Below are 13,967 nucleotides of genomic sequence, written 5' to 3' on the forward strand. Positions count from 1 at the left end.
TAGCTGGTCCTGCTGGAAGTCTAGTCCCGATTCGGGTCATGCACTCTCGCTGCGATCCAGCCCGCCCGGCGCTTGCATCTGGTGGACTTGTTCTCGCTTTGTCTCGGGGCCGGTAGGTAGGTTCGTGTCTTGGCCGCCAAATATCTGCATGTCCAACTGCCTCTCACCGGTGCCGCTTTCCCTGTCCGCCTGTTCGAAGTCATTGGCCAAAACAGTCAGGCCGATTGAATGCCAAGACCATTGTCCATGCCGATCGGTCTGAAGAAGATGAAGCAAGCAGGACCCGGCAGCTCGTCTGCCGCGATGCCTATTATCTTCTCGAGGTCGTGCAGTGGATATTCAAGACAAGACTTTCCTGATCACGGGCGGTGCGTCCGGCCTGGGTGCCGCGGCTGCCCATGCGCTGGTCTCGACTGGGGCCAGGGTGGTGCTGGCAGACATCAATGAAGCACTGCTGAACGAATGCAGCGAAGCGTTGGGCTCGAACGCCATCGGCGTGGTGACCAACGTGTGTGATGAGGGCGCCGCTCAGGCTGCCGTGAACGCGGCGGTCGAGCAATTCGGCGGGCTGCACGGCCTGGTCAACTGTGCCGGCGTTGCCAGCGGCGAGAAAATCCTTGGCCGCCAGGGCCCGCACGGGCTGGCGAGCTTCAGCAAGGTCATCAACCTCAACCTGATCGGCAGTTTCAACATGCTGCGCCTGGCCGTCGAGGCCATTGCCAAGGGCGAGCCGGATGCGAACGGCAATCGTGGCGTGATCATCAACACCGCCTCCATCGCGGCCTTCGATGGGCAGATCGGCCAGGCCGCCTATGCTGCCTCCAAGGGCGGTGTGGTAGCGCTGACGCTGCCGGCCGCGCGCGAACTGGCCCGGCACGGCATTCGCGTGATGACGATCGCGCCCGGCGTCTTCGAGACCCCGATGATGGCCGGCATGCCGCAGGAGGTGCGCGACTCGCTCGCCGCCGGCGTCCCCTTCCCACCGCGCCTGGGGCGAGCATCCGAGTACGCGGCCCTGGTTCGCCACATCATTGAGAACGACATGCTCAACGGCGAAGTGATTCGCCTCGACGGCGCGCTGCGCATGGCCGCGAAATAATCGGAGAAGCGACGATGAACAACGATCCAATCGTGATCCTGGGCAGCGCCCGGACACCCATGGGCGGCTTTCAGGGCGACCTGAAAAGCCTCAGCGCGCCGGAGCTGGGTGCCGCGGCAATTCGCGCGGCGGTAGAGCGCAGCGGCGTTGCCGCCGAACAGGTGCAGGAAGTGCTGATGGGCTGCGTGCTCCCGGCCGGCCTCGGCCAGGCGCCGGCCCGTCAGGCCGCGCTTGGCGCCGGGCTGGGCAAGGCAACCGCGTCCACCACGCTGAACAAGATGTGCGGCTCGGGGATGCAGGCGGCGATTCTAGCGCATGATGCGTTGCGCGCCGGCAGTGTCGATCTGGTGGTCGCCGGCGGCATGGAGAGCATGTCCAATGCGCCTTATCTGCTGGAAAAGGCGCGCGGCGGCTATCGCATGGGGCATGGAAAAGTGCTCGACCATATGTTCCTCGACGGCCTGGAAGACGCCTACGACAAGGGCCGCCTGATGGGCACCTTCGCCGAGGACTGCGCGCAGCACCACAGCTTCACCCGCGAACAGCAGGATGCTTACGCCCTGGCGTCGTTGCAGCGCGCGCGTGACGCCATCGCTGAAGGTCGGTTCGCCGATGAGATCGTCCCGTTGGAATTCACCCAGGGCCGCGAGCAACGCACCGTGCGCGACGACGAGCAGCCGCCCAAGGCGATGCCGGAGAAGATCCCGTCTCTCAAACCGGCGTTCCGCGAGGGTGGCACCGTGACGGCGGCCAATTCCAGTTCGATCTCGGATGGCGCTGCGGCACTGCTGTTGACGCGTCGCTCCCACGCCGAACAGCTCGGCCTCAAGCCGCAGGCCGTCATTCACGGCCATGCGGTGTTCGCCGACGCGCCCAACCTGTTCCCGACGGCGCCCATCGGTGCCATCCACAGGCTGCTCGAGCGCACTGGCTGGCAGCTCGGCGACGTGGACCTGTTCGAAATCAACGAGGCCTTCGCGGTGGTGGCCATGGTGACGATGCGTGAGTTGGGCCTCGATCACGCCAAGGTCAACGTCAACGGCGGCGCTTGTGCGCTGGGCCACCCGATCGGTGCGTCTGGTGCACGAATTCTCGTGACCCTGATCGCCGCACTGCGCGCCCGTGGCCTTCGCAGGGGCATTGCCGCCATTTGCATCGGCGGCGGCGAAGCGACCGCCATGGCCGTCGAACTGCTCGACTGAGGATTGCCCATGTTGCTCAACGAAGACCAGACCAGCATCCGCGACATGGCACGGCAGTTCGCTCAGGCGCGGCTCAAGCCGTTCGCCGCCGATTGGGACCGTGACCACCGCTACCCGGCCGAGGCGATTGCCGAGATGGCCGAACTCGGCTTCTTCGGCATGCTTTGCCCGGACGAGTGGGGCGGCAGCGACACCGGCTATGTCGCCTACGCCCTGGCGCTGGAAGAGATCGCCGCCGGTGACGGTGCCTGCTCGACCATCATGAGCGTGCATAACTCGGTCGGTTGCGTGCCGATCCTGCGCTTTGGCAACGACGAGCAAAAAAAGCGCTACCTGCAGCCGCTGGCCAGCGGCGCTCAGATCGGTGCTTTCGCGCTGACCGAACCCCACGCCGGCTCCGACGCCAGCAGTTTGCGCACGCGCGCCCGGCGTGACGGCGACAGTTACGTGATCAACGGCGCCAAGCAGTTCATCACCTCGGGCCAGCACGCCGGTACCGTGATCCTCTTCGCCGTGACCGATCCGGACGCTGGCAAGCGAGGTATCAGCGCTTTCATCGTGCCGACCGACACCCCGGGCTATCAGGTGGTACGCGTCGAGGAAAAGCTCGGGCAGCACGCGTCCGATACCTGCCAGCTGGCTTTCGAGGACATGCGTGTGCACGAATCCCAACGCCTGGGCGAGGAGGGTGAGGGCTACCGGATCGCGCTGGCTAACCTCGAAGGCGGCCGTACCGGTATCGCCGCCCAGGCCGTCGGCATGGCTCGCGCGGCCTTCGAGGCCGCCCGTGACTATGCGCGCCAGCGCGAGGCGTTCGGCAAGGCCATCAGCGAGCACCAGGCCGTTGCCTTCCGCCTGGCCGACATGGCTACGCAGATCGCCGTCGCGCGGCAGATGGTGCTGCACGCTGCCGCGTTGCGCGAGGCGGGGCAACCGGCGCTGGTCGAGGCCTCCATGGCGAAACTGTTCGCCTCGGAAATGGCGGAAAAGGTCTGTTCGGCGGCGATCCAGACGCTCGGCGGCTATGGCTATCTGAAGGACTTTCCCGTCGAGCGCATCTACCGCGACGTGCGCGTCTGCCAGATCTACGAAGGCACCAGCGACATTCAGCGGTTGGTGATTGCGCGCAACCTGGGCGAGTGAATCGTCTAGTTGATGTTCCGGCCCGCCCTCCGTAAAGACTACGCCCGACGGACGACCAGCATTGCAATGTAGGCTGGGCTTTAGTCACCGCGCACCATCAATCCCAGCCTGTCGCAGCCTGGTCTGAGTTTTTGATCGCGCCCGGCGTGCGTGAGAAGCGCGGCGCCGGGGCGGCGTGCAGGGCGCCGTCGATGTCGCGATAGACGCCACGCGCTTGCATATGCGGATGCTGTGCGGCTTCTTCTAGCGTGAGCACGGGCGCGAAGCAGGCGTCGGTGCCTTCGAGCAGTTCGCACCAGTCGGCCTGGGTCCGGCTGGCGAACAGCGCGGCGAGGTGTTCGCCCTGTGCCGCCCAGCGGTCCGGATTCCGAACGTCCTGAAGCAGGTTATCCGGCGCCTGGATGCGTTGCGCCAGTTCGCTGAGGAACTGTGGCTCGAGCGGCCCGATGGCGATGTCGCGGCCGTCGGCACAGGCGTAGCAGCGGTAGTGCGGCGCGGCGCCGGCGAGCAGGTTACGGTCGCGCTGAAGCGAGATCGCTCCGCTGGGCAACAGACCGGCGAAGAAGCTCATCATCGAGGAAACGCCATCGACAATGGCGGCATCGATGACCTGGCCCAGGCCCGACCGTTCGCGCTCCCACAGCGCCGCCATGATGCCGAAGGCCAGATAGAGCGAGCCGCCTCCGAAATCGCCGACCAGATTGAGCGGTGGCAACGGCGGACCTTCGCGCCCCCCGATGGCGGCCAGGGCACCGGTGAGCGCCAGATAGTTGATGTCGTGCCCGGCACTCTTGGCTAGCGGACCGGTCTGGCCCCAACCGGTCATGCGGCCATACACCAAACGCGGGTTGCGCCCGTGAACCTGCTCAGGTCCGAGGCCCAGGCGTTCCATCACGACAGGCCGAAAGCCCTCGATCAGCACGTCGGCGCCCTCGGCCAGGGTCAGGCAGCGCTCACGCCCGGCTTCGGTGCGGATGTCCAGCGTCAGGCGCTTGCGACCGCGATCAGCGACCGGATTGGGCCAACCATTGCCGCCCTCGCGCTCGATGCGGATCACCTCGGCGCCGAGGTCTGCCAGCAACATCGCGCAGTGTGGACCGGGCCCGATGCTGGCGAACTCCAATACGCGCAGGCCGACCAGAGGGCCTTGGCGAGGGGTGGCAGTGGCGGTCGGCATAAGGCGCGTTCCTTTTGGTGATGAGGTCCATCGCGCCCCGTACATGCAAATTTCTGTGGGTGTCCGGCGCGGGCGGTTGTGATCAGTGGCATTAATGGCCGGGTTCACGGCTGCGCATGGATATGACACGGTGAGCCAGTAAAACGGCGTGGTTCGTTAGATCCCTTGGGTAGGCAAGAGCGGTGGGCTGAGGCCCACTTTAGGGGTCGCCAGTTATCTCGCTGGAGGAGGCGGGGTATCCGCGAAACGGCGAAGCCCGTCGCCCCCAGATGCTGGGTCGCTATAGGCTCGCCGCATCCGCTGCGCTTTCCTCAAGTTCGATCAGGTGATCGCGGTAGCGCTCGCGCAGCGTCTTCTTGTCGATCTTGCCGGTAGCGGTCAGGGGGACGGTGTCGATGATCACCGCATCGGGCATCCACCACTTGACGATCTGCGGTTCGAGGAAGGCGAGCACCGTCTCGATGCAGATCTGCGCATCGTCGTGGGGTTCGATGATGAGTACAGGGCGCTCCTCCCACTTCTCGTGCGTCACCCCGACGACTGCGGCGATGCGCACGCCCGGGCAGGCCACGGCGATGTTCTCGATGTCGATGGAGCTGATCCACTCGCCGCCGGACTTGATCACGTCCTTGCTGCGGTCGGTGATGCGCATGTAGCCGTTGGGGTCCAGGGTGGCGATGTCGCCAGTGTCGAACCAGCCATCGGCATCGACCGCGCTGGTCTCGCTGCGGAAATAGCGCTCGACCGTCCAGGGCCCGCGTACCAGCAGCGCTCCGGATGTAGTGCCGTCATGCGGCAACGGGTTACCGGCCTCGTCGACGATCTTCAGCTCGATGCCAAATTGCAAGCGACCCTGGCGCGTCCAGATGGCCTCCTTCGTCGCGGCCTCGCCCTGGGCCGCGAGCTTGGGCGTTGGGGTGGCCACCACGCCGAGCGGGCTGGTTTCGGTCATGCCCCAGAGCTGGCGGACGCTGACGCCGTAGCGGGTCTCGAACTTTTCGGCGAGCGCGCGGGGCACGGCGGACCCTGCGATCACCAGGCACTTGAGCGCTCCGGTGGTCTCTCCGGTGCGCTCCAGGTGGTTGAGGTACATGGTCCAGATGGTCGGTACGCCACCGGAAAAGGTCACGCCCTCGCTCTGGATCAGCTCCTGCAGGCTGGCGCCGTCCATCTTGTCGCAGGGCAACACGAACTTGCAGCCGTTGATGGCAGCGGTGAAGGGCACGCCCCAGGCGGTGGCGTGATAGAGCGATGAGCAGGGCATGATGCAGTCGAACGCGGAGAAGCCGAAGGCGCCTGTGAGCCCGGCGGCCATCGCATGCAGCACCACGGAGCGGTGGCTATAGACGACGCCTTTCGGGTTGCCGGTGGTGCCGGAGGTGTAGCAGAGCATGGCACCGGCGTTCTCATCGAACTGCGGCCAGTCGGTGATGGGTGGCTCGTTGGCGATCAGCGTTTCGTAGCTTTGCGCACCGATCTCTCCGGGTTCGGTGCGTTCGGCGTCGGCGAGCATGACGAAAGTATGGATGTGCTCCAGATGCGGCCGAACGCGCTCGACCAGGGCGAGGAAGCTGCGGTCGAAGAGCAGTACGCCGCTTCCGGCGTGGTTCAGGGTGTAGATGATCTGCTCGTCCGACAGGCGTGGATTGGCCGTGTGCAGCACCGCGCCAATCCCGGGCACGGCGAAGAACAGCTCGAAGTGACGATGGGTGTTCCAGGCCATCGACGAGACCAGGTCGCCAGGCTTCACGCCCAGGCTGCGCAACATGCTGGCCGCCTGCCCGGCGCGTTTCGCCAAACCTGCGTAGTCGTAGCGCCAGAGAGGTTCATCCACCAGCCGCGAGACGATTTCGCGCTCGCCGTGGGCGAGGGCGGCGTGGGTCAGGATGCCGCTGATCATCAGCGGGGTCTGCTGCATCGTACCTTTGAGCATCGTCGTATCCTTCTTATTGTTGTCGGATGGGGCTCGCGCCGCCGCCATCGGTCGTTCGGAATACTGCGTCGAGGTGGTTTATTGAGCTTCCCGATCCCGTTGCGCGCCTCCTGTCGATCTCGGGAACAGCTGGTGTCGTTCCTCGCCGTTGCCGCGGTTGATTACACCCCGTAGTTATTCAACTCCCGTGCGATCAACAGCCGCTGAATCTCGCTGGAGCCTTCATAGATCTGCGTGATGCGCGCGTCGCGGTAGTAGCGCTCGACCGGATAGTCCTCCAGATAGCCGTAGCCGCCGTGGATCTGCATGGCTTTGGAGCACACGTATTCGGCCACCTCAGACGCGAACAGCTTGGCCTGGGAGGCTTCGGACAGGCACGGCAGGTTGGCGCTGCGCAGGCGCGCGGCGTGCAGGATCAGCAGCCGCGCAGCGTTGATGCGGGTGTGCATGTCCGCGAGCATGTTCGCCACGCTCTGGTGCTCGATGATCGGCTTGTCGAACTGGATGCGTTCGCGCGCATAGCCCAACGCCGCTTCGAATGCCGCGCGGGCGATGCCGAGGGCCTGAGCGCCGATGCCGATGCGACCACCTTCCAGATTGGACAGGGCGATCGCCAGCCCCTTGCCGCGCGGGCCGAGCAGGTTGGCCTCGGGAATGCGGCAGTCACGCAGGGTGACGCCGCAGGTATCCGAGGCTCGGATGCCCATCTTCTTCTCCATGCGATCGACGACGAAACCGGGGTTGTCGGTGGGCACGAGAAACGCGGAGAGCCCTTTTTTGCCCAGCTCTGGATCGGTCACGGCGAAGACGATGGCGATCTTGGCGCGCTTGCCGTTGCTGACGAATTGTTTGGCGCCGTTGATTACCCACTCGCCATTGTCCAGCACGGCGCGGGTGCGCAGGTTGTGCGCCTCGGAGCCGGCCTGGGGCTCGGTGAGGGCAAAACAGCCGATGGCGCGACCGGTGGCCAGATCCGGCAGCCACGCATCCTGCTGCTCCGGCGTGCCGTATTTGAGAATCGGGCCGCAGCCGACCGAGCTGTGGATGCTCATCAGCGCGCCGATCGCTCCGTCACCCGCCGAGATTTCCTCGACGGCCAGGGCGTAGGCGACGTAGTCGATGTAGGTGCCGCCCCATTGCTCGGGAACGATCATACCGAGCAGGCCGAGCTCGCCCAGTTGGCTCACCGTCTCGTCGTCGATCCAGCCGGCCTGTTCCCAGTCGTGTGCCTTGGGCGCGATCTCGGCGCGGGCGAAGTCGCGCGCCATGTCGCGAATCATCCGTTGTTCTTCGGTCAGTTCGATGTCGTGCATGAGGTTGCCCCTCTGTCAGACGCCAGCGAAGAAAGCAGCGACGCGCTCGGGCGTCACTTCTTCCAGCGTAGGCGGGTTCCAGCGCGGATTCTTGTCCTTGTCGACGATCAGCGCACGGACGCCTTCGATGATGTCGCCCTTGTCGAACCACTGGCGGTCGAGGTGCAGCTCCATGTCGAAACAGTCGGCCAGCGAGCGCTCGCGTCCACGACGGAGCATTTCCAGGGTTACGCTCATCGACAGCGGTGAGCGGCTATCCAGCGTCTCCAGCGTTTCGGCGGCCCATTCGCGGTATTCGGCACGGGTCTCCCCGGCGAGCGACTGGCGAATCGCGGCGACGCTGTCATGCGAGAAATGTTCGTCGATGGCTCGGCTAAGCATTTTGAACGGCGCATCCGGGAGCTCGGTGCGGCCCATCGACACCAGCAGGTTGGTCAGCGCGTGCCGCGGCGGCACGGACCAGTCCTGCTGGTCCAGGCAGCGTTCGAGGTCGGCGAAGCTGTCATAAGGCACGCAGTAGTCGACAAGCTCGGCATAGAGCGCGTCGGCCGCGCCGACATGGTTGCCGGTCAGGCCCATGTAGACGCCCAGGTTGCTCGGCAGCCGTGACAGAAAGTAACTGCCGCCGACGTCCGGAAAATAGCCGATGCCGACTTCCGGCATGCCCATGCGGGTGCGCTCGGAAATCACCCGCAGAGAAGCACCCTGGACCAGGCCCATGCCGCCACCGAGTACGAAGCCGTTCATCAACGCCAAGAGCGGCTTGGTGTAGGCGTGGATGTATTGGTCGAGCGCGTATTCCTCCTCGAAGAATTCCCGGTGCAGGCTGTCACCGCGCTTGTAGCTGTCGTACAGCGAGCGGATGTCACCCCCAGCGCAGAAAGCCTTTTCGCCGGCACCGCGCAGCACCACGGCGACGATGCCCTGATCGTCCGCCCATTCCTGCAACTGGCGGTGCAGCGTCCGCACCATCGGCAGGGTGATGGCGTTGAGCCCGGCGGGGCGGTTGAGGGTGAGATAGCCGACGCGGTTGCGTACTTGGATCAGTACCGGCGCTTCTGCCTGGGTCATGCCTGGTCCTCTTGGCGGTAGAGTTTGATGATCGAGGAGAAATCCAGTCCGCCGTGGCCTTGCAGGCTGAAGGCCTGGTAGAGCTGCTGCGCGAGTGCGCCGAGGATAACCGGCTGGCGGACCTGCTTAGCCGCTTCGCTCGCCAGGCCAAGGTCCTTGAGCATCAGGTCGGTGCCGAAGCCGCCGCTATAGCCGCGAGACGCTGGGCTGGTCTCCACCACGCCGGGGAAGGGATTGTAGATTTCGCTGCTCCAGCAGCGTCCACTGGATGAATTGATCACCCCGGCGAGGACCTCCGGTTCCATGCCCAAGGCAACACCGAGCGACATGGCCTCGGCGGCACCGATCATGGAGATGCCGAGCAGGAGGTTGTTGGCGACCTTTGCGACCTGACCGTTGCCGCTGCCACCGCAATGGACGATGTTCTTGCCCATCGTCGCCAGGATCGGCTGCGCCGTCTGGAAATCCGCTTCGCTGCCGCCGACCATGAAAGTCAAGGTCCCTGCGGCAGCGCCGCCCGTGCCGCCGGACACCGGTGCATCGAGCATCGGGTTGCCGTTGTGAGCGGCGGCGGAAGCGACTTCGCGAGCGGACAGCGGGTCGATGGTCGAAGAGTCGATCAGCAGCACACCCGCCGAGACATGGGCCAGCAAGCCGTCTTCACCCAGATACACCTGCTTCACGTGAGGAGCGGTGGGCAGCATGGTGATGATGACGTCGACATCCGCCTGGGCGACCGCCGCAGGCGATGTCGCCTCCTTCGCGCCGGCCTCGACGAGGCCGGACACGGCCGCCGCGGAAAGGTCGAAGACCGTGAGTTGATGGCCCGCCTTGAGCAGGTTGCGCGCCATGGGTCCGCCCATGTTGCCGAGCCCGAGAAAACCGATATGCATGGCCGTTTCCTTCTTGTTCTGATTGCCGGCTCGCGTGGCGCCTTACCTGGGCAAGACGCCACACCTGGTCACTTGAGGTTGATGGTGGTGTTCACCGTACCGCCGACTTCGTTCTCGTCGAACCAGCGCTGGGTGACCGTCTTGGTCTGAGTGTAGAACTGCACCACCTGCTTGCCGTACGGGCCGAGGTCACCAAGCTTGGATGCCCGCGAACCGGTGAACGAGAACATGGGCACCGGCACCGGAATCGGTACGTTGATGCCGACCTGTCCAACGTCGATCTCTTCCTGAAAATGCCGCGCCGCCGCGCCGGAACGGGTGAAGATGGCGGTGCCGTTGCCGTTGGGGTTGGCGTTGATCAGCGTGATGGCCTCGTCCAGGGTGTCGGCCGCCATGACGCAAAGCACCGGGCCGAAGATTTCCTCGCGGTAGATGCTCATGCCCGTGGTCACGCCAGAGAACAGGGTTGGGCCGACGAAGTTGCCGCGCTCGTACCCCGCGATGCTCGGGTTGCGGCCGTCCAGCTCGAGCCGGGCGCCTTCCTGAATGCCGCGTTCGATCAGGCCGCTGACGCGATCCAGCGCGGCGCAGGAGACCAGCGGGCCGACATCGGTGCCCGCCTCGACGCCGGCACTGACCTTGAGCGTCTTGGCCTTGGCCACCAGATCCGGGATCCAGGCCTGTGCTTCACCCACCAGCACCACCACCGACAGCGCCATGCAGCGCTGGCCGGCTGCACCGAAGGCGGCCCCGGCGATGGCGTTGAGGGTCTGTTCCTTGTGCGCGTCGGCCAGCACGATGGCGTGGTTCTTCGCGCCCATCATGCATTGCACGCGCTTGCCGGCCTGGCTGGCCCGGTTATAGACGTGGGTGCCGACCTTGGTCGAGCCGACGAACGAGACGGCCTTGATGTCCGGGTGGTCGCAGATCAGGTTCACCGCGTCGGCGCCGCCATGCACCACGTTGAGCACGCCCGGCGGCACGCCCGCTTCCAGCGCCAGCTCGGCGAGACGCATGGTCACCATCGGGTCCTGTTCGGACGGCTTGAGGACGAAGGTATTGCCGGTGGCGATGGCCATCGGGAACATCCACAGCGGAATCATCGCCGGGAAGTTGAACGGGGTAATACCAGCGCAGACGCCCAGCGGCTGCAGCAGGGTGTAGGTGTCGACGCCCGTCGCCACGTTGTTAGCCAGCTCGCCCAGTTGCAGGTTGCCGATGCCGGCCGCGTGCTCGACCACCTCCAGGCCGCGGAACACATCGCCCTCGGCGTCGGCCAGGGTCTTGCCCTGTTCGGCGGTGAGGATGGCTGCCAACTCTTGCATGTTTTCGCGGATCAGTTGCTGATACCTGAGGAAGATGCGCGAGCGTGCACCGATAGGGGTCTTGCGCCAGGTCTTGAAGGCGTCCCTGGCACTGGCGACCGCCGCGTTCATTTCTGCCTCGGTGGCGAATGGCACGCGGGCCAGAACCTCCTGTGTGGCCGGGTTGACGACGTCGCGCCATTCGCTGGTAGACGATTCGACCAGCTCGCCGCCGATCAGGAGCTTGACTGTGGGTATGGCACTTGACTGGTTCATGGCGTGTCCTAGCGGTTGCAGTTATTCGATAGGCAAGTCGATTGAGCTGTCCTGATCCTAGAGTGCAATTTTGTCTGCTTCAATGCGGCTCTCTGCATAGATGGTCTGCAAAAATACACACCGATGCAGAAGCGCACATATCGTGGCCCGCTGAGACTCAGCGGCTCGCCTGGTTAGGTACACTTCGCTTGCTGGAAACCCTCTATTGACAGGTCGTAAAAAGGAAGAGATGCATATTGCAAACAACCCCGGCGTGGACACTGCCACCAATCTTCTGTCGGGTTCGTTGCGGTTCGATGATCCAGTCCTCGATGTAGTGCCCATGGGCGTCTGCATGCTCGACGCCGACGGCACCGTGCAGCGCTACAACCGTATGGCTGATCAGCTATGCGGCGGCGGCCTCGCTGCTCAGGGTCGCCTTCGCTTCGTGGATAACGCTGGCGAATTCGAATGTCTGGCCGATACCTGTCTTGGCCATACGATCCGCACCGGACGCCCGGCTCACGACGTGGCGCTTATGATCGAGCGCCCCGATGGTGTTCCAGCCGCAGTTCTGGCCAATATCGAAGCAGTGCGCAACGACGCGGGGCAGATCACGGGCGCGGTTGTGTGCTTCCGGGCCAGCTCGCCGGCGCGGCTGCCCAACACCGATCGAAGAGGTGATCTCGATTGGCTTAGCGCAATCCTTGAGAACACGCCGGAGTGCGTAAAGGTGGTAGAACGCGACGGCACCCTCGTGCAGATGAATCCCGCTGGCCTGCGGATGTTGGCAGCCAGCAGCCCGGACGAAGTAGAAGGCGGCTGCGTATTCGATCTGGTAGCGCCTGAGCATCGACAATTCTGGCAAGAGCAGCACGGTCGGGTCTGCGATGGTGAAAAGCTCAGCTGGGAATTCGACATCATCAACCTCGCCGGAAGCCGGCGACACATGGAAACCCATGCGGTGCCTATGCCCCTGCCAGACAACAGCAACGGGGCCAGGGGCGGTTTCGTGCAGCTGGCAATCACGCGCGATATCACCGAACGCAAGCAGCTGGAGACAGCCAACCGGGACGCTGAGCAACGCATGCGAGACCTCCTCGATGCGCTGCCGACCGCTGTCTACACCACCGATGCGAATGGCAAGCTCAGCTACTTCAACAAGGCATGTGTCGAACTGGCTGGGCGTGTGCCGGTGATCGGTGACGATGAATGGTGTGTGTCGTGGCGCCTGTACTGGCCAGACGGCGCACCCATGCTCCATGAGGACTGTCCCATGGCGAGGGCGTTGAAAGAGAATTGTGCAATCGAGGGCGCGGAGGCCTTGGGCGAGCGCCCTGATGGCACCCTCGTGCCGTTCCTGGCGTATCCGGCGCCACTTCGCAATGGTGCCGGTGAGCTGATCGGCGCGGTCAACATGCTGGTGGATATCACGGAGCGTAAGGTCGCCGAAGACCATCGCCTGCTGCTGCTCAACGAGTTGAACCACAGAGTCAAGAACACGCTGGCGACGGTACAGTCCATCGCCGCACAGAGCTTTCGCCGTGACGTAGAAAACCAGAGCTATCAATGGTTCGAAGGTCGATTGATCGCCCTGTCCAAGGCGCATGACGTCCTTTCCAGAGAGAACTGGCAGGCAGCCGATTTGCGCGAAGTCATCGAGCAGGCAGCTGCTCCGTTTCAGGTCAGCGGCCGTCAGCGCTTCGTTACCGAAGGGCCCGCTCAGCGCCTGAAACCAAAACAGGCACTGGCGTTGGCAATGGCGCTGCATGAGCTATGCACTAATGCCGCCAAGTACGGCGCGCTTACCAGCGACACGGGACAGGTCCATATCGGTTGGAAGCATGGGCTGCGCGAGCAGGTTGCTGTCTTGCAGTTGCGTTGGGAGGAGGTGGGCGGACCTGCCGTTTCGCCACCAGTGCGAAAAGGCTTCGGCTCGCGTCTCTTGGAACGTGGGCTGGGCGGCGAGCTGGGCGCGGAGGTCCGCCTGGCCTTCGCGACAGGTGGCGTAATATGCGACATCGAGGTGCCGCTGCAATGAACATTCAATGCGCGCGGGTCCTGGTGATCGAGGATGAGGCGCTGGTGGGCATGCTGCTCGAGGACATGCTGCAGGACATCGGGTGTGGGGCCATCGAGCTGGTACCACGATTCGCCGAAGGGCTTGAGGCTGCGGAGCACGGTGACTTCGACCTTGCAATCTTGGACGTCAACCTGGACGGTGTGAGCAGCTTCCCCATCGCTGAACGTCTGCTTGCCCGCAACATCCCGCTGGTCTTCGCCACCGGCTATGGCTCGCTCGGTATGGATCCCTGCTACGCCCAGGTTCCGACGCTCCAGAAGCCATTCTTTTTCAGCGATCTTGAGCGCGTCGTGCGCCAGGCTTTGGCCGCGGATTAACTGCTGGCAAGCGAACGGTATCCGATCTCCGCAGGCAGGTTTGCGCGGTTAGCTGGCAGCTCTTCTCTCTTTCCGGGTGACGTAAGCCGAACTGTCGGGACCGTTCTGTCCTTTCGTGCATGTCGTTGCCCTGGAGGTTCTTGCCGACACGAACAGCGTCTTGCCCGGCTCGAACAT

Annotated in this window: 11 protein-coding genes; 5 read left to right on the plus strand and 6 right to left on the minus strand. The window is 64.4% G+C overall.

The features are described from left to right. Positions 1-331: 331 nt before the first annotated feature. The 3 genes from AC4LFW_RS06305 to AC4LFW_RS06315 are packed head-to-tail and all read left to right on the plus strand — an operon-like array spanning position 332 to position 3,444. Entirely contained in the window at positions 332-1,099 is a 768-nt protein-coding gene (locus AC4LFW_RS06305) for an SDR family NAD(P)-dependent oxidoreductase (protein WP_491818336.1), read from the plus strand. Between the two features lie 14 nt (positions 1,100-1,113). Continuing rightward, positions 1,114-2,301: an acetyl-CoA C-acyltransferase gene (locus AC4LFW_RS06310; protein ID WP_491818337.1), complete on the plus strand. Its 1,188-nt coding sequence runs from the start codon at positions 1,114-1,116 to the stop codon at positions 2,299-2,301. Between the two features lie 9 nt (positions 2,302-2,310). After that, on the plus strand, positions 2,311-3,444 hold the full coding sequence (locus tag AC4LFW_RS06315; RefSeq protein ID WP_491818338.1) for an acyl-CoA dehydrogenase: 1,134 nt from the start codon (positions 2,311-2,313) through the stop codon (positions 3,442-3,444). Positions 3,445-3,541: 97 nt separating this feature from the next. Here the strand turns inward: AC4LFW_RS06315 and AC4LFW_RS06320 are convergent, their stop codons facing one another. From AC4LFW_RS06320 to AC4LFW_RS06345, 6 genes are all read right to left on the minus strand, one after another. Beyond that, a complete protein-coding gene (locus AC4LFW_RS06320) occupies positions 3,542-4,621 on the minus strand; it encodes a CaiB/BaiF CoA transferase family protein (RefSeq protein ID WP_491818339.1) in 1,080 nt (359 codons plus the stop codon). Between the two features lie 280 nt (positions 4,622-4,901). After that, on the minus strand, positions 4,902-6,554 hold the full coding sequence (locus AC4LFW_RS06325; protein WP_491818340.1) for a long-chain fatty acid--CoA ligase: 1,653 nt from the start codon (positions 6,552-6,554) through the stop codon (positions 4,902-4,904). Positions 6,555-6,715: 161 nt separating this feature from the next. Next, positions 6,716-7,867: an acyl-CoA dehydrogenase family protein gene (locus tag AC4LFW_RS06330; protein ID WP_491818341.1), complete on the minus strand. Its 1,152-nt coding sequence runs from the start codon at positions 7,865-7,867 to the stop codon at positions 6,716-6,718. A 15-nt stretch (positions 7,868-7,882) separates the two neighbouring features. Continuing rightward, the gene (locus AC4LFW_RS06335) at positions 7,883-8,938 is read right to left on the minus strand and encodes an enoyl-CoA hydratase/isomerase family protein (RefSeq protein ID WP_491818342.1); all 1,056 of its coding nucleotides are present in this window, start codon (positions 8,936-8,938) and stop codon (positions 7,883-7,885) included. After that, entirely contained in the window at positions 8,935-9,831 is an 897-nt protein-coding gene (gene mmsB, locus AC4LFW_RS06340; protein ID WP_491818343.1) for a 3-hydroxyisobutyrate dehydrogenase, read from the minus strand. Before mmsB ends, AC4LFW_RS06335 begins: the two co-directional genes overlap by 4 nt. A gap of 68 nt (positions 9,832-9,899) precedes the next feature. Then, on the minus strand, positions 9,900-11,411 hold the full coding sequence (locus tag AC4LFW_RS06345) for a CoA-acylating methylmalonate-semialdehyde dehydrogenase (RefSeq protein ID WP_491818344.1): 1,512 nt from the start codon (positions 11,409-11,411) through the stop codon (positions 9,900-9,902). Between the two features lie 229 nt (positions 11,412-11,640). Here AC4LFW_RS06345 and AC4LFW_RS06350 point away from each other — a divergent pair, with 229 nt between their 5' ends. Together AC4LFW_RS06350 and AC4LFW_RS06355 are read left to right on the plus strand one after the other, a co-directional pair. After that, positions 11,641-13,431 (plus strand): sensor histidine kinase, encoded by a 1,791-nt coding sequence (locus tag AC4LFW_RS06350; protein ID WP_491818345.1) that lies wholly within the window; start codon positions 11,641-11,643, stop codon positions 13,429-13,431. Continuing rightward, a complete protein-coding gene (locus AC4LFW_RS06355) occupies positions 13,428-13,790 on the plus strand; it encodes a response regulator (RefSeq protein WP_491818346.1) in 363 nt (120 codons plus the stop codon). Before AC4LFW_RS06350 ends, AC4LFW_RS06355 begins: the two co-directional genes overlap by 4 nt. The last annotated feature ends 177 nt before the right edge of the window (positions 13,791-13,967 follow it).

This window comes from Stutzerimonas sp. C6.4V (genome assembly GCF_058536345.1).